Raw genomic sequence first — 20,177 nt, forward strand, 5'->3', positions numbered from 1 at the left:
AATCTTCCCGTTACATCAGAAATGCCTGCTATGCGTCTTTTTTACTTCTTTCAGTTTCTGGTGTGGCCGTTTGTACTCTCCGCCCAAGCCGTGTCGGTCGAAGGAACCCTGGTGCAGGATTCCGACGGCCAGCCGCTGGGATTCGCTACCGCCGTGGCCTACCGGCAGGCCGACAGCACCATGGCCGCCAACGCCACCACCGCCAACGACGGCACCTTTACCCTTAACTTGGAACCGGGCACCTACTACCTGGAAATCCAGTTTCTCGGCTACGACGATCTCCTTATTCCGGACGTTATCGCGGCCGACGAAGCCATCGACCTCGGCACCCTCCGCCTGGGTCAGGGTGGTGTCGCCCTGGAAACCATCGAAGTCACTACCGAGCGCAGCCAGATGGTGATGAAGCTCGACAAACGCGTCTTCAACGTGGGCAAGGACCTCACCGGTGCCGGCAACAACGCCGCCGATATCCTGAATAACGTTCCCTCCGTCAACGTCGATCCCGAAGGCAACGTCAGCCTGCGCGGCAGCAACGGCGTTCGGATACTGGTAGATGGTAAACCCTCGGCCATGCTCAGTTCCGGCGATCTGGACGCACTGCGGCGCATGCAGGGCGACATCATCGAAAGCGTGGAGGTGATTACTAATCCCTCGGCCCGCTACGAAGCGGAAGGGGAGGCCGGCATCATCAACATCATTCTTAAGAAAAATCAGCAACGCGGCATCAACGGCTCCTTCGGGGCAACGTTGGGCTATCCGGAAAACTTCGGGGCCAGCTACAGCCTTAATTACCGCCGCAACCAGTTCAATCTCTTTTCCAACTTCGGCATTGCCTACCAGCGCTCGCCCGGTGGAGGCAGCAGTGACCAGCGCTTCTTCGACGACGACGGTAGCCTGCTGGAAGTGTACGAAACCGAAACCGACCAGGACCGCGGTGGTATCGGCGGCAATTTTCAACTCGGCACGGACTGGTTTATCAACGACTACAACCAGCTCACCGGCTCCCTGCTCTACCGCCGTTCCGAAGACGACAACTTCACCGTAGTTACCTACCGCGATCTGGACGAGGACCGCAACCCCGTCTCCACTACCGTTCGCGATACCGAGGAGGAATCCGGTAATCAAAACCTCGAGTCTTCCCTCGCGTACAAACGCACCTTTCCGGATGACGACGAGCACGTCTGGACCGTAGACGCCCAATATATCCTGGATGACGACCTGGAGCTGTCGGACATCGTCCAGACCACCACGGGCGTAACCGACCCCCTGCTACAGCGCGCCAGCAATACCGAATACGAAACGAACCTGCTGCTGCAGAGCGACTACATCCACCCGTTCAGCGATTCCCTGAAACTCGAGGGCGGGGTGCGGGCCACCTTCCGCACCGTGCAAAATGACTACCAGGTAACGGAGGCAGACGCCGCCGGTAATTACCAGGTAGTCGGTGCATTCGACGACGAATTGGAATACACCGAGAACATCGCCGCGGCCTACTTCATCGGGAGTACCCAGCTGGGGCCGCTGGGCATTCAGGCGGGACTTCGGGGTGAATTGTCGGACGTCACGGCAACCCTGCTCCGGGCCGAGACGACTAACGAGCAGGATTACTTCAACCTCTTCCCGAGTGCCTCGCTATCCTACCAGGCTTCGGAGGGGAATCAGCTCCAACTCAGCTACAGTCGCCGGCTTTCCCGGCCCTACTTCCGGCTGCTCCTGCCCTTCTCCAACTTCAACGACCCCCGCAACAACACCGTCGGCAACCCCACCCTGCGCCCCGAATACACGGATTCCTACGAAGCCGGCTGGCTGCGCTACCTAGATAATGGCTCGTTGCTGGCCAGCGTCTACTACCGCTACACCACCGGGATCATCGAACGGCTGGTGCTGCCGGCGGACGACGGCACTACCATCGAATTTCCGGTTAACCTGGGTAACCGCGACGCCTACGGGGTGGAGCTGAACGTCAATTACGACCTCTTCGATTGGTGGAAATTTACTTCCGACTTCAACCTGTATACCGCACAGGTAGAAGGATCTTACCAGGAGATCGATTACGCGGTGGACATCACCTCCTGGAGCGGGCGGGCCGCATCCATCCTGGATCTGAGCGACCGCTTACAGGCTCAGGTCACTTTCGATTACAACGCCCCCCAGAATACGGCCCAGGGGCGGCGGTTGTCGACCTACGCGCTCGACGTCGGTGCCTCTTTGGATGTCTTCCAGGGCAAGGGCACCCTCACGCTTAGCGGGCGGGACCTGTTCAACACCCGCATCGATCGCACCATCGTCGACCGGCCGGATTACCAGTCCACCTCCGAATTCCAGTGGCGGCAGGCGCGCCAGGTAGTGCTTAACCTGGTATACCGCCTCAACCAGGACAAACCGGCCGCGGTGCAGTAACGAACCCTATGCTAATATTCGCAAGTCCTACCGTCCGTTCCTCATGCCCATCGCCCGATTGCTGCATCCCGATACCGGAATCACTTACCTGGGGGGGCGTACCCTGACCACTGCGGCTACCGCACCCGCGCCCCGGCGCCCCGCATGTGCCCGTGAATGACGACCTTTGCGGCAGCTTTACCTTTAGCTAACGATGAATATAGTAATTGCCGGTGCCGGCGACGTGGGATTTCACCTGGCCGAACTATTGGTTACGGAGAACCAGAACATCACTCTGATCGACAACGACCAGGAGGTGCTTGATTACGCCGGATCCCATCTTGACGTCCTTACGGTGCGGGGAGACGCAACCAGTCTCGTCACCCTGCAGAGCGCCCGCGTGCGCAACGCCGACCTGATGCTGGCCGTTACGACGAGCGAGAAGACCAATATGATGTCGGCCATCCTCTCGAAAAAACTCGGAGCGGGCCGCGTCATCGCCCGGGTGGATAACGAGGAATACCTGGAGCCCGAAAACCAGGAAACCGTGTGCTCGCTCGGCATTGATCAGCTGATCAGCCCCCGGCAGCTCGCGGCCATCGAGATCGAACGGCTGGTAAATAAGTGTTCCTTTACCGACATCTACGAGTTTGAGGACGGGAAGCTTTCGCTGGTGGGCATCACGCTCGACAGCAACTCTCCGCTGGTGGGTAAGAAGCTTTCGGAAATCGAGGGCCTCAACGATCGGGATCAGCTGCAGCTCATAGCTATTCTGCGCGGCCACCAGACCCTGATTCCGCGCGGCCACACCGAACTGCGGCGCAACGACCACATCTACTTCATCACCCGGCCCGAGCATACGAAGAAGGTAGAGCGATTCGTGGGTAAGGATCACGTGAAGGTGACCAACGCGATGATTATGGGCGGCACGGACCTGTCCATCGCCACGGCCCGCCGGCTGCAGAAGCATTACCAGGTCACGATCGTCGAAAAGTCCAAACCCCGTTGCCAGTACATTACCGAAATGCTGGACAACGTGCTGGTGGTGAAGGGGGATTATACCAACTTCGACCTACTGGAGGAGGAAGGGTTGTCGCGGATGGATGTCTTCATGGCCCTGACCGAAAACAGCGAGACGAACATCATCGCCTGTCTGACGGCCCACAACCACGGTGTGTATAAGACGATCGCCCAGGTGGAGAACAAGGAGTACGTCCACATCAGCCAGAACATCGGGGTGGACACGCTGATCAATAAAAAACTGCTGGCGGCCAATGACATCTTCCGCTACGTCCGGAAGGGCAACGTGGAGGCCATTACCAGTCTGCAGGGGGTGGACGCGGAGGTGATTGAGTTCATCATCAAGAAGAGCAATCAACTCACCAAGAAGCCGCTGCGAGACCTTCACTTTCCGGATACCTCCCTCATCGGCGGGGTCATCCGCGGAGAAGAAACCATTATTCCAAACGGATCTACCCAACTGCAACTGAACGACCGGGTGATCGTATTCGCCAAGCCGCAGGCTATCCGGCGCCTCGAAGAACTGTTTCGCTGATCGATGAATAAACGCCTGATCAATTTTCGCCCCATCGCGAGGGTCGTCAGCGTGCTGTTGCTGATTATCGGCGCACTGATGCTTACGGGCATGCCGTTCAGCTATTACTTCGGGGAGAGCATGCTGCCCCTGCTTTACGCGGGACTGACGACCATCGGGGCCGCCGGCTTGCTTTTTCTCGTCCCCCGGGCCCCACGCGGTTCGCTACCCCAGCCCAGCGACCTGACCATTCGCAAGCGGGAGGGCTACCTGATCGTGGCATTGAGCTGGACGGCCATGGTTACCTTCGGTATGTTGCCCTATCTCTACAGCGGCATGCTGCCGAACGTGGCCGATGCCCTCTTCGAGACGGTGTCGGGCATGACGACCACCGGGGCGTCCACCCTTAGCGACATCGAGATCCAACCCCGGGGCCTCCTTTACTGGCGCAGCCTTACGCAGTGGATCGGGGGTATGGGGATCATCGTACTTACGGTGGCCATCTTTCCGCTGTTGGGCATCGGGGGCATCGAGCTCTTCGCCGCCGAGGCCCCGGGGCCGACCTCCGACAAGCTCCACCCCCGCATCAGCGAGACCGCCAAACGCCTCTGGTTCATTTACGTGGGGCTGACCCTGCTGCTCGGGGTGCTGATGTATGTGATGGGGCTGTCGGGCTACGACGCCATCAATCACTCCCTGACCACGATGGCGACCGGTGGATTCAGCGTTTACAATGGGAGCGCGGGGGTATTCCCGCCGCGGATCCAGTACCTCATCACGATCTTCATGTTTTTGGCCGGGGTGAACTACACGGTGCTGTATCTGAGCATCAAAATGCGGTGGTCGGAGGTATGGCAGAGCGACGAGCTCAAAGCGTACATCGGGTTGGTGATCGTATTGTCCCTCTTCTTCACGGCCCGTGTATGGTACATTACCGGAAACCCCCTGGAGCAAAGCTTTCGCGAGAGCGTCTTCCAGGTGGTAAGCCTCATCACGACGACGGGATTCGTCACCGCCGACTACACCAGTTGGGCACCCAGCCTGACGATGATCTGCTTCGTCCTGCTCTTCCTGGGGGCGTGCGCGGGGTCTACTTCCGGGGGCATCAAGATTATCCGGAACCTGGTCTTCCTGAAGAACAGTTACCTCGAGTTCCGGCGTATCGTCCATCCGCAGGCCATCATCCCCCTGCGCCTCAACGGCCAGATCGTACCGGGCCGGATCATCACCCATATTTTCAATTTCCTGCTGCTCTACCTCATCCTTTTCGTCTTCGGATCGGTGGTGCTCAGCGTACTCGGGCTCGATTTCATGACGGCCATCGGAGCCATGGCTACCAGCCTCGGCAATGTCGGGCCGGGAATCGGGGAAGTGGGGCCGGTGGACAATTTCTCCTGGCTGTCCGCACCGGTGAAATTGGTCCTTTGCTTCGTGATGATCATCGGGCGCCTGGAACTCTTTACGGTGCTCGTACTCTTCACGCCCTACTTCTGGCGGCTGAACTGAGCTGGTTCCGGGTCAGAATAACGTCACGATGGATATTCCAATCAGCCGAAGACCAAGAAATAGATCAGTGAGGCCAGCAAGACCGCCAATAGGAGGGCCAGGACCAGTAGCCGCCACGTCATGCTCCACCGGCCGATGAGCGGCAAGCTCTCCGTAAGGAGCTCCAACTCGTGCAGGCGGCCGAAAGCGTCGCGGGAATCGCGGCTATCTGCCGTAAATCCCTCGTCGGCGAGTATGCGGACCGCATCGGCGTAGTCCGGCTCGAGCACCTGGATCACCGCCCCCCTACTTCCACCGAGCAGGTAGCTGCCGACGTGGAGGCTGTGCTCGAAAAGTACCCGGTAGCGGAGTCCCGACCGATCGAGCGACAGTTTGATCAGCGCCAGGTTTTGCAAATTGATGACCTCGATGAGGCGGACGTAGCGCAAATTAGCGGGGGTAATAATGCAAAACTACGACGATCGGCCGGCTCCGACCCCCCGGTTGAGCCGGAAGGTTTCCCGCGTGAGCCGATAGATCACCGCTTCCCCGAGATCTTCCGCCGTTTCCCTGGCGTGGAACTGCATCCCGATCTTTTCCAGCACGCGGATGGATGCCCCGTTCGCTACGGCCGCCCGGCCGATGATAGCGGGTAATTCGAGGGCATCGAAGCCATGTACCAGGCTTGCGGCGGCCGCTTCCGTGGCGTAGCCTCGCCCCCAGTATGCGCGAAACAGCCGGTAGCCGATGTCGACCGTCCGATCGAGGTTGCGTTTTAGGCCACACCAACCGAGGAAGCTGCCGGTGCCCCGCTCAATGACTGCCCACCGACCGAATCCGTTTCGCCCGTAATCGGGGTAGTCGCGGATCAGGTCCGCGGCCGCCGCTACCGAAGCGAAGGGACCGTCGCCGGTGTAGCGGATGACTTCCGGATCGGCGTTCAGCCTATACAGGGCGTCCGCGTCGCCGGGTGCGATTCGCGTAATAGCAACCGGGGCGTCTTACGAATGGTCGGCACGCTTACTAGTTGGTAACCGCACTCCTCACCCGTTCCAGCAGCGCCAGGAGCTTATCGATGTCCGCGCGGGTGGTGGCGTAGTTCGTAATGCCGGCCCGTAAGCAATCCACTCCCCGAATCGGATAAACCGATATCCATGCTTCCCCCGATGCGACCACGCGGCTACACACTTCCCGTGCGAAAGCCCCGGCATCGGTCACGCCCGGCCGGGAAAAGCAGACCACGGGCAGTGGGGTGTCGTTGGTGAGGGTCCACCCGTGGGCGGTGAGGCGCTCCCGCAGGTAGTCGCCCATCTCCACGTGGTGGCGGATCGTTTTGGCGTAGCCCGCCCAGCCGAAAACCAGGAGCGAGAGGTACATCCGCAGGCCGAGAAAACGGCGTGACCATTGGATGGTATGGGTATAGGGGTCGACGATCGACAGGGACTTGCCTTCCCGGGGCATATAGGCGGCCTGGGTGTTGAACGTTTTATCCAGGATGTCGGGGTGGCGGGTAAGGAGCATACCGGTACCCATCGGTACCGAGAGCCACTTGTGAATGTCGGTGGCGATGGAGTCGGCCCGCTCGATACCTTTGAGCCAGTGGCGGTAATCGTCGTTAAGGACGGCCGCACCTCCGAAAGCGGCGTCGACGTGGAACCAGCAATCGTTTTGCCGGCAGAGCTCCGCGATGGCCGACAACTTGTCGATGGCGGCGGTTCCCGTGGTGCCCGCGGTGGCGATCACCAGGAAGGGGCGGTTGCCGGCGGTCCGGTCGGCCAGGAAGTGATCGCGCAGGGAGTCGACGGAGAGCTCCAGCCGGTCGTTGGTAGGAATGGTGACGACCGCCTGGAGGCCGAGCCCGACGACCCGGGCGGCCTTGACGACGGAGTGGTGGGCCTGATCGGAGCAGTAGATCACCGGCTCCCGGTGAAAGGCCCGGTAGCCCTGGTTGGCGTAGTCCGGGAAGGTATGGTTGAGGGCGCAGAGGATACCGGTCAGGTTGGCCTCGGCGCCGCCGCTGGTGAAGGTGCCGTCGACCGATTCGCGGGCGTAACCGAAGCGGGCACCGTATTCCCGGAGCAGGTAACGCTCTACTTCCGCGGCGTAGGGGGAGTGACTCCAGGCGGCCAGCTGGGGATTGAAGTAACCCGCGATCAGCTCCGCCAGGATGGATGGGAAGTTGGTGCGGGGATTGTAAAGTCCGTAGTACATGGGATGGGGGACGTGTACCTGGTACTTCAGTAAGTTATCCACTACCGTATCCACGGCTTCCAGCGGCGGCAGGGGCCGGGAGAAGTCGAATCCGGCTACCCATTCCCGTATTTTTTCCGGGTCCAGTTCGGGACTTACCCGCAGGTCACGGGTTTGGCCATAAAATTGCTCGAGTCGTGGCAGCAATTGATTGAACAGTTGTTGCCGCTGATCTGGGGTAAGGTCGAAATCCATATCCCGAAGGTAGGGTGACCCGGGCATCTTTCTCTTTGGGTCCGCCTGCTTATGTGGTTTGCCTTTGGAAGGGGCAGCTCAGCAGAGCCTTGTCGTTTCGCGGCTTCGGTTAGCCAAGGAGGAACCACGGAGTGCGGCTAAGCGATGTCGCTGATTGACGGCGGGGGACCGCAAAGAAAAGCAGGAGCGCCAGGTAACGCCAAGCCGTAACGGGAGGTGGTCGCAATGCTTCCGATAATTGGAAAGTCGCAAGCGTATTGCGGGAAAATTCGTTTCCATCTGTGCCGGGAATCCGGGCGATCGGGGTTGCCACATTCCGAGTCGGGGGGGGAGTGGGCGCCAAACCTCAAATTCTACACCATCCCCTCCTCCACCAGCACTTCGAAGGCGTCTTCCATTGTCATTTTCAAGGGCCGGAAGTTGATTCCCAATTGGTTGCGAATCTTCGAATTATCCGCCGTCCAGGGTACGCCGACGTTGTTGCGCACGAAGCGGCGGGAAAGCGATTTATTGACGAGCGGCCCCACGATCATGACCAGCCACTTCGGTAGGGTACGGGTGGGAATGGGGTAATCTTTACCGTACTTCGGTTGCAGGGCACGCGCCAATTCCGGGAAGGACGTATTGTGGGCGCAAGTGATATACCGGCCCTTGGCTTCGGGGGTAAAGGCCGCCAGGTAGTGCGCGTCGGCCACGTCCCGCACGTCAACCAGGCCGATATTGACATTGGGGACGCCGCTGCGCATGGTGCCGTCGCCAAGTTGCCTGAGCAAACTCAGGCTTTCCGAAGTGGTGCCGCCCGGATTGAGGGTGGGCCCCATGACCAGGCAGGGGTTAATGGTCACCAAGTCCCAACGGCTCTGGGCGTTGGCCATATCCCAGGCGGTTTTTTCCGCCAGGGTCTTGGAAAAGGCGTAGGGTTGATAATCGAGCGAGGCCGTGGTGTTCCAGACGCTCTCGGTTAGGACACCGCCGGGTGCCCTTTGGCAGTCGGTGGCGTCGGTGTAGATGGCCGCGCAGCTGCTGGTGAGGACCACCCGTTTTACGCTTTTGACCGCGTTGGCGCCGTTGAGTACGTTTTTGGTGCCCTTTACGGCGGGCTCGATCAGCTCCCGTTCCGGGTTATCCACATTGGGGCTAAAGGGGGAAGCGGTGTGGAAAACCAGTTCGCAGCCCTGCATGGCTTCGGTGTAGGAGCCTTCGTCCAGGAGGTCGGCCCGGAAGTAGCGAATCGTGCCCGGGGCGGTTGCGGCCAGTTCGTCCAGGTGGGCCCGCTTTGCCTCGTTATCGGGTTGGCGTACGGGGGCATGGACGGTGAATCCTTCGAGCAGGAGCTTTTTTACCAGCCAGCCGGCTACATAGCCGGTTGCGCCGGTGACTAAAACGGGTTTGCTGCGATCGATCGTTTGCATAGGAAGGTGGGGCTTTGGCAATGGTAGTCGGGGTGCCGGCCTTTTGTTCGCTTACGGCGTAGGTTTGCCCCTGCGCTCCGCCGCCCGCATGCCAGGTCGTAAGGTTCCGGGAGGTATCGGTTCCCGAATTAAATCCCAGCTACTGCGGGTGGCGATGATATGGGGTAGGCTACACGGGCGGACCCCCCGAACCGGCTCTTTACTCCCGGGAAAGCGAGTACGGATACGCCGAAGCCTCCGTCCCCCACTCCCGGTTAGGTTCCGGGCCCATTTCGAACTCGAGGGTGCCGCCCTGCATCAGTGCCTCGTGGCTGACCCAGTTCTTTTCGTAGGGCTCGCCGTTCCAGCTTACGCGCTGGACGTAGCGATTCACGTCACTGTTTTCGGGGGCGGAGATGACCAGGGTATTGCCGTTCTCCAGCTCCAGGGTGATGCGCTCGAAGAGGGGCGCGCCCAGTACGTACTGATCGGTAGCCGGAGCTACGGGGTAGAAGCCGAGGGCCGAGAAGACGTACCAGGCCGAGGTCTGCCCGTTGTCCTCGTCGCCGGCGTAGCCGTCCGGACCGGGGTGGTACATCCGGTTCATGGTCTCCCGTACCCAGTGCTGCGTTTTCCACGGCTGGCCGGCGTAGTTGTAGAGGTAGATCATGTGCTGGATCGGCTGATTACCGTGTGCGTACTGCCCCATATCGGCGATCTGCATCTCCCGGATCTCGTGGATCACCTGGCCGTAGTAGCTGTCGTCGAAGACCGGCGGTAGGGAGAAGACGCTGTCGAGCTTCGTGGTGAAAGCCTCCTCGCCGCCCATGAGATCGATCAGGCCCTGTACGTCGTGGAAGACCGACCAGCTGTAGTGCCAGCTGTTGCCCTCGGTGAAGGCGTCGCCCCACTTATAGGGATTGAAGGGGGCCATGAATTCGCCGTTCTCGTTTTTGCCGCGCATGAGGCCGGTCTCGGGGTCGAAGAGCTTGCGGTAGTTCAGGCTCCGCTGACGGTACTTTTCCACTTCTTCCGCCGGTTTGCCCAGTTTCTTGGCCAGCTGATAGATGGCGAAGTCGTCGTAGGCGTACTCCAGGGTGCGGGCCGCGCTTTCGTTGATGTCGACGTCGTAGGGGACGTAACCGAGCTCGTTGTAGTACTCGGCACCGGCCCGGCCCACGGCGGTCAGGGGGCCGGCGTTGTTGGCGCCGTGTTTCAGGGCCTCGTAAAGGTTCTCGATGTCGTAGTCGTAGGCCTCGCCGCTTTTCAAATAGGCTTCGGCGACCACGGAGGCGGAGTTATTCCCGACCATGACGTTGCGCAGTCCGGGGCTCGCCCATTCCGGCAACCAGCCGCTTTCGTCGTAGGTGTTGGACAGCCCCTCCTGGATGTGGCCGTTCAGTTCGGGGTACATCAGATTGAGGAAGGGAAAGAGTGCCCGGAAGGTGTCCCAGAAGCCCGTATCGGTGAAGAGGTAGCCGGGGCGCACCTCCCCGTTGTAGGGGCTATAGTGTACTACCTCGCCGTCCGCGTCGAATTCGTAAAACTTGCGGGGGAAGAGCAGGGAGCGGTACAGGCAGCTGTAGAAGGTGGCCACCTGGTCCGGCGTACCGCCTTCCACCTGGATGCGGCCGAGTTCCTCGTTCCAGACGTCCCGGCCCTCCTGGCGGACGGCCTCGAAGTCGTCGTCGCCCAGTTCCTGCAGGTTCCGTTCGGCCTGTTCGTGGCTGATGAAGGAAGAGGCGACGCGGGCGTGGATTTGCTCGTCCGCCGAGGTCCGGAAACCAACTAGCGCCCCGGCGTGGTTCACCTCCGCTTCCAGGCCTTCGGTTAATACTGAATCTTGGAAGGTTTTAGTCCAGGCGAAATCGGTATCGAACTGCACCACGAAGTAGTTACGGAAGTTCTCCGGTACCCCGCCGCTGTTGCGGGTGGTATAGCCGATGACCTTGCGTTCTTCCGGGATGATCTTCACGTAGGAGCCGCGGTCGAAGGCGTCGACGACCACGAAGCCGCTGTCGGTCTCGGGGAAGGTGAAGCGGAACATAGCCGCCCGGTCGGTGGGGGTGATTTCGGTGGTGATATCGTGGTCGGCCAGGTATACGCTGTAGTAATGCGGTTGCACCGTTTCGGCCTTGTGGGAAAACCAGCTCTGCCGTTCGTCTTCGTGGAAGCGGGGGGTGCCGGTAGCCGGCATGAGGGAGAACTGCCCGTAATCGTTCATCCACGGAGAGGGCTGGTGGGTCTGCTTGAAGCCCCGGATGCGGTACGCATCGTAGGTGTAGGCCCAGCCATTGCCCATTTCGCCGGTCTGGGGGGTCCAGAAGTTCATCCCCCAGGGGCGGGCGATGGCGGGGTAGACGTTGCCGTTGCTGAGGCGGTATTCCGAGTCGGTCCCCATGAGCGGGCGCGCGTAGTCTACGGGCTGGGCGGTGGCCCAATCCTGCGCGGAAAGATTCATCGATAAGGCTAGTACAAACAGGAGCAGCAGGGTACGCATATGGAGTAGGAGCATGACGGGATAGTTTCGGGATGGCAGTAAGGTAGCCGGTAAGTACGTATTGTAAAAGTAAATCGATTTAGTGGAACATTAGCTTCGTCCGCCCAACGTAGCGTGCGCAGTTGGTCTGCCGAAGCGGATCGGACGCTCATTCTCCGTTAAGATGTACGCTCCTGGGTAGACGAGCTATCGCTCGGCGGACCAGGAGACGCCGTCAGCTTCGGGCATACCGGTCCACTAAGTCGGCAATATCCCCCGGCACGCTCACCCGCGGGACATCCCGCCCCGCCTGCTCCGCCAGCCAGTCCCCCACCCCCTTGCGGCGGCGCAGGGCGGCATCGCTGCGGGGCGGTACCCAGCCGTACACGTCGATTTCGCGGTAGCCCTTCTTCGCGTCGCCGAAGCCCCAGTGGATGTTGCCGTAGGTGGAGGCGTCGCGGCCGTCCAGGCTGAAGCGGTCGTTGAGGTAGCAGGCCACGGCGAAGGCCTCCTTCGGGTCCGGCCGCCAGCGGAGGAGCTGCTTGACCCAGTACATGCGCAGGTTGTTGTTCATCCAGCCGTCCAGCACGAAGGCTTTCTGGGCGGCGTTCCAGCTTTCGTCGTCGGTCTCCCCGTGGATCAGGGCCTCCAGTTCGTAGACCCGCTCCCGTTCGTCGCCGGCGTGCGCCAGCAGACTCTTGCGCGCCCACTCCGGCAGGGCCGCCCACCGCGTGAAGTCCGGCAGCTTCCGGCAGCGGTGGTGAAAGTATTCCCGCCAGGTCAGCAGCTCGTCGAAGAATTTATACCGCGCCGCCGGATGCACGTCCCCGGCCTGCTCGGCCCGGAGCACGGCCAGGGCTACCTCCCGCGGCGAGAGCACCCCGAAGTGCATATAGGGCGACAGGTGGGTCGAGTCCTCCGCCAGCGCCGGATTGTTCCGCGTCCACTTGTAGCGCGGCACCACTTCCCGCACCGCGTGGTCCAGCCGCTCCAGCGCCTGGGTGCGGCCGCCGGGGTAAGCGGGCACCGCCCGTACCGACTCGTCGACGCCGCAGGTTTCAATCAGTTGATCCAGCCGGTCGAGGGTCCGGTCGGTGGCCTCGCCGGAGCCCAGGTCGAGGGGGCCGGCGAACGGTCCGACCGCAGGCCGCTGTTCCAGTTCCGTAGCCAGGTACTTGTCGCGCAGGGGCGTATGCGCCGCCCGGAATTTTTTCGTCGTATCCAGGTGCCCGGAGAACGCATTCATCGGCACGGCGCAGCAGGCGTCGACCGCCCATACGGCAGCGGACAGCCGCCCGGCCAACTCGTCGGCGTAGCGCCGCGTCACGAAGGTGGGTACGTCATCCACGACTACGGCGGCGGCGGGTTCGGCCAGCTTGGCCACGATGTCGACTTCTCCCTCTCCCGCACGACGAACCCAGCGGACGAAGCGGAGGCCACGCTCCTCTAGTCCGGCCTGCAGGTCCAGGCTCGCCTCCAGAATGAACCGATGCAGCCGATGGGAGGCGTAGGGGTAGCGGTTCTCGAGGGCATGTACCACGACCACCGGAAGGCCCAGGTCGTTGCCCAGCAGGATGGCCACGTCCAGGACGGGATTATGCTCGCTGCGCAGCGCCTGCATCAGCCAGCAGAGCACGTACGCGCCGGATCGATTGACCGGCTGGGAAGTAAGTGGGCGGGTACGCTGGCGTAGGATGTCGTGGGCAGTCACCCCCAAACAACCGCGGGCGGATCAAAGGGTTCTTCCCTCCGATCCGCCCGCGGCGAAAGCTATTTATGCTACCGGTTACCGGGTCACGATCAGGCGACGGGCGGTCCGTTTGCCTTCGGCGGTCACGGTAATGATGTAGGCGCCGGGGCGCAGGTTAAGTGCTCCTGCGTTGACCGGAATGATTTCCTGGCGGTCCGCGTTTTGGCGGGCCACCTCCTTACCCAGCTGGTCGTAGATCCGCAGTTCGGCCCGGTTCAGGGCCTCACCCAGGCGCACGGTGAAGCTGCCCGCGGTAGGGTTGGGGAAGATCTCTACGCTGGTGGTCAGCTCCGTAGGCTGGCTGAAGATCGAGCTCGGTGCGCAGTAGGTGAACTCGTTCAGGGGCGGGTTGTCCGCACGGCGCAGGCTGTCGTTCAGGTACTCGGCGAGGGCCGGACGGGGCCCCGTAGTACATGGGTCGAAGAGGTATGCTTCCTGATCATTCCGCCATAGTCCGCTCCGATAGCCCCACAGGGTGATGCCGATGACAGAGGGGTGGTTCCAGAAGAGTCCGAATACCCGCTCGTACTCCGCCAGCTGGAAGGAATCGGCCACCATCTGGTCGTTGGTCTCGGTGTAGGTGCCGTCGGTGTTGCCGTCAATATCCAGTTCGGTGACCATCAGCGGCAGGCCGATCATGGCCAGGCTGTCGAGTTTTCGGGTGAGTACGGCGGTTTGCGCGGCGAAGGTCGAGTCGTTGTAAACGTTGTTGTACACCCGGGTGGAGAAGGCATGTCCCTGGAAACCCAGAACATCGACCAAACCGAGGGAGTCTAGCAGCTCGGCGACTTCGACGTAATCCCGGGTGGTGGTACCCCCGCCGTTGACCACGTTGTATTCATTCAGCATCAACTTGGTTTCCTCACAGGGGAAATAGCTACGGGCTATTTTGAAGGCATTGACGATCCAGTCGTACTCGCCCGGAGTGGTCTGCAGCGAATCGTTGAGCGACCGCAGGGCGCCGATGTAGTCACCGCTACCGGCATCGTCGGCGTTCTGGCCCAGGTTATCGGGCGGCTGGTTGATGAATTCGTTAAGTACCTCCACGTACTCGAGGGTCGCACGGGCATCGCTGCTGCCGTCGAAGTGGTCGGCCACGCCGGAAATCCACTCGATGATCTCGTCCACTTTCTCCTCGTCCGAAAGCGGCTTCAGCCAGGTAGGCTGCTGGGCACCCCACAGGAGGACGTGGTAGCGGAAGGGGAAATCATTGCGGGCGGCGAAGGCGCGGATGCTGTCGAGCTGCTGCCAATCGAAGGTGTCGCGGGTACCCTCTACGCTGCCCCATTTGCCGGCGTTCTCGGGGGTGACCTGGTTAAAGTAGTATTCGAAATCGGCCGACTGGCTACCGCCGTAGACCGAGCCGATGAACTTGTTCTTCCCGGCGGCGATGGGGGTCTGGGTGCTGTCTACCGAGAAGGTGTCGATACAGGGAGTCACCGGTCCGAGCATCTCGGCGTCGTCAAAATAGTAGGTAGCCTCGCTGTAGCCCAGGTCCAGGGCAATCACGGTCGCCGGTTCGTTGGCGGTGAAGGTCCAGGTGAGTTGGGTCCATTCAGTTGGCACGATGGTGTCAGGTCGGTAAAGGGCGTTCGGCTGGGTCGAGAAGCGGACGATGCCGCCTTCCGTTTCGGCCTTCGCCCAAATGGTGAAGGTGTACTCGTTCCCCGGCGTGGTCGTGATTTCGTCCGTGGCCAATTGTACGCGCCAGTGGTCCGGTGCGGTGCCGGGGCTGTTGACCTGCAGGGCCCGGTCGCCGGTACGTACATTGTCCTCCTCGGTGGTTTGCACCAGGTATTCGCCACCGTTGTACTTGTTCCAGTTAGTGAAGTCGTCTCCATCGCCCTCTTCGAAGCTCGGGTTTTGGATCAGGTTGACGTCCTGCGCGAGGAGTAGCGTGCCTGGGAGTAGCAGACATAGCAGGACGAGAAAAATGGGTGGGTAAAATCTTTGCATCGATCGAGTTTTGGTGGCAAAAAGCGAAGTGGCCAATAGCGGCCGACCGTGAATATATACCGCCAGGCGGCATTTCCAAGGATTTACGCAAACGATTGTGCAAAATTATTGCCCAAAGCCAACACATTGTGATTTTTATAATCTTTGGCGGAAATCGAGCCTAGCGAGCCGCGGTGAACACCAGGCGATCGCCGGGGGCCGTCGGCACGTCGTATTCGAATACCCGCGGGGCGCGGGCATCCGCCGTGAAGGTTTCCGGACGGATCACGGGTTCCGCAACCGTCGGTACCGCGAAGAGGGGATTGGGATTATCGCCGCTGGCCTTCCGGAGCCCGGCGCCCGTCAGGGGCACGTACGACCGCAGGCGCAAGTTGCCACCCAGGGCCGACTGTACCGTTACCGAATCCACTTTTCCTTCCGACCACCGCAGGTCCACCTCGAAGCCGCCCCGGCCCCGCAGCCCCGAAACCGAGCCCTCTGACCAGTCCGTAGGCAGGGCCGGCAATACGTGCACGGCGCCGTCGTGGCTCTGGAGCAGCATCTCCGCGATGCCGCTCGTACAGCCGAAGTTCCCGTCGATCTGGAAGGGCGGGTGGGCATCGAAGAGGTTGTTGTAGGTGCCGCCCCGCGCCCGTCCGCCCCCCAGGGGTACGGCCGGCGTCAGCTGGTCGCGGATGAGCTTCAGGGCGTGGTCGCCGTCGAGGAAGCGCGCCCAGAGGTTCACTTTCCATCCCATTGACCAGCCGGTGCTCTCGTCGCCCCGGGCCTCCAGCGAGGTGCGGGCCGCGGTCAGCAGTTCTGGTGTGCGGTAGGGCGAGATCTGGTTGGAGGGGTAGAGCCCGTAGAGGTGCGACACGTGGCGGTGGCGGTCGTCCTGCCGGTCCCAATCGTGCATCCATTCCTGGAGTTGCCCCCAGCTGCCGATCTGCATCGGCGCCAGCCGGGGCAGCATCGCCCGCAGGGTATCCGCGTAGGCCGCATCCCGGCCCAGCAGTTCGGCGGCCGCCACGGCGTTTTGGTATACGTCGAAGATCAGCTGGTTATCCATGGTCGTGCCGGCGGCAATGCTTACCCCTTCGTGGTGGGCGTTCTCCGGCGACATCGACGGACTGAGCACCATCCACCCCCGCTCGGGCTCCGCCAGCAGGTTGTCGAGGTAAAAATCGGCGGCACCCTTCAGGATGGGATACACCTCCGCCAGGTAGGCGGTGTCGCCCGTGTAGAGGTAATGCTGCCAAAGATGTTGGCTCAGCCAGGCACCGCCGTTGGGCCACAGTCCGAAGAACGCGCCGTCGACGACGCCCGAAATGCGCCAGATATCGGTGTTGTGGTGAATCGCCCACCCACGCGATCCGTATACCTCCGATGCGGCCGCACGCCCTGTCTCGGCGATGTCTTTGACCAAGCCCAGTAGGGGGGCGTGCAGTTCCGACAGGTTGGTCGGCTCGGCCGGCCAGTAGTTCATCTCCGCGTTGATGTTGACGGTGTACTTACTGTCCCAGGGCGGCGTCATATGGTGGTTCCAGATACCTTGCAGGTTGGCGGGCTGGCTACCGGGTTGCGAACTGGAAATGAGCAGGTAGCGACCGAATTGGAAGTACAGGGCCACCAGTTGCGGATCGTCGCCCGTAGCAAAATCGGCTACCCGGAGGTCCGTGGGGTTGGTGATCGCCGCGGTGCTGCCCAGGTTGAGGTCGACCCGGTCGAAGTATGTCCGGTAGGCCGCCATGTGGGCGGTCTTGAGCTCATCGTAGGTTTTGCCGACCGTAGACTGCAGGGCGGCATTGGCGCGAAAGTCGGGGTCCGCCGAGAGGTCGTCGTAGCTGACGAAATTCGTACCGGTGGAAACGAAGAGTACGACGGTATCCGCCCCGGTTACCGTCAGGGAGGTGTCCGTAGCCGACAGGGAGCCCCCGCTCAGCCGCGGCAGTACGCGGGTGGTAAAGGCCACCCGGCCCGTCTTATTTTCGAAGTCGCTCGAGGTGGCCCGCAGTGTCAGGCTTTCCGCGTCGGTCGTGTATTGTGGGGCAGCGTGCGGGCTCGGCAGGTCGAGGGTGAAGGACAGACTGCCGGGCCGGTCGGCGGTCAGCTGGATCACCACCACGTCGTCGGCCAGGGAAGCAAAGGCCTCCCGGCGGTAGTTGATGCCGCCGCGGCGGTAACTGGTGGTGCTGTAGGCATTGGCAATGTCCAACTCGCGGTAGTAATCCTCCAGCGGACTTGCATCGTCGAAGACCAGGCGCAGGTCCCCGACCGGCTGGTAACACATGCCGTAGTTGCCGTCGCCGTGTCCGAAGGGCAGTACCGAATTGGCCAGTTCCTGCGCCGCGGCGTGTTCTCCGGCAAAGATCAGGCGGCGGATCTCGGGCAGGTAAGCCCGCAGTTCCGGCCGCAGGTTGTTCCCCGGCTCGCCGGCCCAGACCGTTTCCTCGTTCAGCTGGAAGACGGCGGTGTCGGTCTGCCCGTAGTCCATGGCGCCGAGTCGGCCGTTGCCCAGCGGCAGCGCCTGTTCCCACCGCTCGGCGGGGCCGGTGTACCAGAGCACCATCGGGTTGTCATCGGCAAGTGCCTGGGCAAAAAGCCCAGCGGAGGTGGAAAGCAGGAGTACAAGCAGCGAAAGAAGCCGGTAGATGGGCATATAGCAAATGGATTCGGCCGGTAAAATAACGAATCACCGCTTGCGTCCTCCCCGCTCATTCCCAGTCGTGCGCTTCCAGGACAAACAACTCGTCAACCCGTATCTGCAGGACGGCGGCGATCTTCAGGGCCAGGACGGCCGAAGGGTTGAAGCGGCCGCTTTCCACGGCGTGGATGGTCTGCCGGGTCACCTGCACCCGCTCGGCGAGCGCCGCCTGCGACAGTCTGTGACGGGCTCGCTCCACTCGGATCGAATTGGTCATTCGCGCTGCTTCAGGATCTGGTAAGCAAAGAAAGCGACCGACAGACAAGCGATCGCGAAGCAGTTGGAAGAAAGCGCATCGGTCTGCCGCCCGTCCGGGTACGTGACCAGGTAGTTGAGGATGGAAAACAGGATGCTGCTGACCACGAAGCCGGAAGCCAGCGCCTTGAACTTAAGCAGGCGGATCCGCTCGTCGATCATGGGTTTCCCGGAAAAGTAGAGAAACAGCAATCCCATGGCAAATGTGGCGAGCAGGCTTTCCACGTACCAGCTCCCGTTGATCAGTTGCTCGCGGACGGCAGCGCCCGCGGCCATTACCATCAGAAAGATCCCGAAGTAGAAGCTGCCGGAAAACCAGGATATCAGGTAGGGATGACGCGTAGTCATATGCAGTGCTTTCCCTTAAATGTAAAGTTTTATTTACATATTGTCAAGTCAGCTTACCAATTTTTTTGCTGCATTTGCCATAGTGGGCGTCGGAGCGCAGGAGAAAACCCATCCGCTATCGCTCCACGTACACCCTGCCGTCCCGCATGACGAAGACGGGGCCTGCCTGCAGCGCGGCGGCGAATTCCCCCTCCAGGTCGCCGGTGAAGGCGATCAGGTCGGCCAGGGCCCCCGGCCGGATAACCCCCAGGTCGTCCTGCCCGACCGCGCGGGCCGCATGCAGCGTGGCGAAGCGCAACACCTCGGCGCTCGAGATACCCGCTTCCGCGTAGCTGACCAGCCCCGTCAGCGCGGCCCAGCCGGGCGGATCCGTGCTCTCCAGGTACATGTCCGACCCCCATACGATTTCGACGCCGGCCGCGATTGCCCGACGGAGCCGGTCCTGGCTACTGGCCACCCAGTTGCGCACGTTCTCCTCGTTGATCTTCACGTCCGGCCCAGCCTCGAATATGTGGATGTAGCCCTCCGCGGTGCCGTCGGTCGGCACCAGGTATACCCCGGAATCCGCCAGCATCCGCAGGGTTTCGTCGTTCACCGAGTAGCCATGCTCGATGCCGTGCACCCCGGCCCGGACCGCGTCGCGGATCACGTCGTCGTAGGTAGCGTGGGCCGTCACCGGCAAGCCGTGGCGCCGGGCCTCCTCCACCATGGCGGTCATTTCCTCCACCGAGAGGGTCAGGCCGTGGTCGTTGGTCGCGCAGATCTTGATCACGTCCACCCCGGCGGCGGCGTGGTCCGCCACCTCGCGACGGGCTTCCTCCACCGTGCGTACGATGGCGTATTCCTTGGCTACAATGGGTTCGTGGTAGTAGGGCATCTCATCGAACTGCCCGCCCGGCGGACTGATGATCGGTCCCGACGCGAAGAGGCGCGGACCGTCGATCCAGCCCTCCCGCAGCGCCTTGCGCAGGGGGATGTCCAGGTAGGTGCCCGAATTCCCCAGGTCGCGCACCGTCGTGACGCCGGCTTCGAGCCAGACGCGGGCGCGCTCCGCGCCGCGCAGCAACCGCTCGTGGTCGGTGTGCTCGATGATGTCCTGCTCCATGGGTACGTTCGACCGCTGCATGAACAGCAGGTGGGTATGCGCATCGATGAGGCCCGGGGTGACCGTAGCCTCACTCAGGTCGATGCGCGTATATCCGGTATGCTCGTCCGCGTCCGCCGGGGTGACCGCGGTGATCCGGTCGTTTTCCACGAAGACAAAGCGGTCTTCCAGAAAGGCGGCGTTCTCGGCGTCGAAAAGTCGGCCGGCGTGGATCAGGTAGCGGGTGGTATCCTGGGCGGTAAGCGCGAGGGAGCAGCAGAGCAGCAGGAGCAAGGGGCAAGTCTTGGCGTACATGGATGGTCGGGTAAAGCTGAATAAATGTAGCCTTTCCCCGCTTCCCGAGCGGTAGCCCATTCGGTCCTTCACG

The 20,177-nt window shown here is 61.7% G+C and carries 14 protein-coding genes and 1 pseudogene; 3 read left to right on the forward strand and 12 right to left on the reverse strand.

Going from position 1 to position 20,177, the window contains the following annotated elements; translation table 11 throughout:
• Nucleotides 1-30: 30 nt before the first annotated feature.
• The 3 genes from CLV84_RS18175 to CLV84_RS18185 all read left to right on the forward strand — a co-directional run bounded on the left by CLV84_RS18175 (nt 31) and on the right by CLV84_RS18185 (nt 5,419).
• Nucleotides 31-2,400 (forward strand): TonB-dependent receptor, encoded by a 2,370-nt coding sequence (locus tag CLV84_RS18175; protein WP_104421262.1) that lies wholly within the window; start codon nt 31-33, stop codon nt 2,398-2,400.
• Between the two features lie 193 nt (nt 2,401-2,593).
• On the forward strand, nt 2,594-3,934 hold the full coding sequence (gene trkA / locus CLV84_RS18180; RefSeq protein ID WP_104421263.1) for a Trk system potassium transporter TrkA: 1,341 nt from the start codon (nt 2,594-2,596) through the stop codon (nt 3,932-3,934).
• A gap of 15 nt (nt 3,935-3,949) precedes the next feature.
• The gene (locus tag CLV84_RS18185) at nt 3,950-5,419 is read left to right on the forward strand and encodes a TrkH family potassium uptake protein (RefSeq protein ID WP_104421536.1); all 1,470 of its coding nucleotides are present in this window, start codon (nt 3,950-3,952) and stop codon (nt 5,417-5,419) included.
• Between the two features lie 41 nt (nt 5,420-5,460).
• Here CLV84_RS18185 and CLV84_RS18190 read toward each other — a convergent pair whose 3' ends face one another.
• The 12 genes and pseudogenes from CLV84_RS18190 to CLV84_RS18240 all read right to left on the reverse strand — a co-directional run bounded on the left by CLV84_RS18190 (nt 5,461) and on the right by CLV84_RS18240 (nt 20,104).
• Nucleotides 5,461-5,847 carry a hypothetical protein gene (locus tag CLV84_RS18190; protein WP_104421264.1) on the reverse strand — a complete coding sequence of 129 codons (387 nt, stop codon included), beginning with the start codon at nt 5,845-5,847 and terminating at the stop codon, nt 5,461-5,463.
• Nucleotides 5,848-5,871: 24 nt separating this feature from the next.
• Nucleotides 5,872-6,003, reverse strand: coding sequence for a hypothetical protein (locus tag CLV84_RS22355; protein ID WP_406603345.1), 132 nt, complete (start codon nt 6,001-6,003; stop codon nt 5,872-5,874).
• 36 nt (nt 6,004-6,039) lie between these two features.
• Nucleotides 6,040-6,384, reverse strand: a pseudogene (locus CLV84_RS22185) (GNAT family N-acetyltransferase); the annotation flags it as partial.
• 37 nt (nt 6,385-6,421) lie between these two features.
• Nucleotides 6,422-7,843, reverse strand: coding sequence for a pyridoxal phosphate-dependent decarboxylase family protein (locus CLV84_RS18200; protein WP_104421265.1), 1,422 nt, complete (start codon nt 7,841-7,843; stop codon nt 6,422-6,424).
• A gap of 353 nt (nt 7,844-8,196) precedes the next feature.
• Nucleotides 8,197-9,255: an NAD-dependent epimerase/dehydratase family protein gene (locus CLV84_RS18205; protein ID WP_104421266.1), complete on the reverse strand. Its 1,059-nt coding sequence runs from the start codon at nt 9,253-9,255 to the stop codon at nt 8,197-8,199.
• Between the two features lie 199 nt (nt 9,256-9,454).
• Nucleotides 9,455-11,734: a GH92 family glycosyl hydrolase gene (locus CLV84_RS18210; protein WP_104421537.1), complete on the reverse strand. Its 2,280-nt coding sequence runs from the start codon at nt 11,732-11,734 to the stop codon at nt 9,455-9,457.
• Nucleotides 11,735-11,948: 214 nt separating this feature from the next.
• The gene (locus CLV84_RS18215) at nt 11,949-13,424 is read right to left on the reverse strand and encodes a deoxyribodipyrimidine photo-lyase (RefSeq protein ID WP_170067768.1); all 1,476 of its coding nucleotides are present in this window, start codon (nt 13,422-13,424) and stop codon (nt 11,949-11,951) included.
• A gap of 75 nt (nt 13,425-13,499) precedes the next feature.
• Nucleotides 13,500-15,419, reverse strand: a complete 1,920-nt coding sequence (locus tag CLV84_RS18220) for an endo-1,4-beta-xylanase (RefSeq protein WP_146088869.1) — start codon at nt 15,417-15,419, stop codon at nt 13,500-13,502.
• A gap of 160 nt (nt 15,420-15,579) precedes the next feature.
• The gene (locus CLV84_RS18225; protein ID WP_104421269.1) at nt 15,580-18,057 is read right to left on the reverse strand and encodes a glycoside hydrolase family 95 protein; all 2,478 of its coding nucleotides are present in this window, start codon (nt 18,055-18,057) and stop codon (nt 15,580-15,582) included.
• A gap of 55 nt (nt 18,058-18,112) precedes the next feature.
• Complete coding sequence (locus tag CLV84_RS18230) at nt 18,113-18,319, reverse strand: helix-turn-helix transcriptional regulator (protein WP_104421270.1); 207 nt, start codon at nt 18,317-18,319, stop codon at nt 18,113-18,115.
• Complete coding sequence (locus CLV84_RS18235; RefSeq protein WP_104421271.1) at nt 18,316-18,705, reverse strand: hypothetical protein; 390 nt, start codon at nt 18,703-18,705, stop codon at nt 18,316-18,318. Before CLV84_RS18235 ends, CLV84_RS18230 begins: the two co-directional genes overlap by 4 nt.
• A 115-nt stretch (nt 18,706-18,820) precedes the next feature.
• The gene (locus CLV84_RS18240) at nt 18,821-20,104 is read right to left on the reverse strand and encodes an amidohydrolase family protein (protein WP_170067769.1); all 1,284 of its coding nucleotides are present in this window, start codon (nt 20,102-20,104) and stop codon (nt 18,821-18,823) included.
• Nucleotides 20,105-20,177: the final 73 nt, after the last annotated feature.

This window comes from Neolewinella xylanilytica, assembly GCF_002934605.1.
GTDB classification, from domain to species: domain Bacteria; phylum Bacteroidota; class Bacteroidia; order Chitinophagales; family Saprospiraceae; genus Neolewinella; species Neolewinella xylanilytica.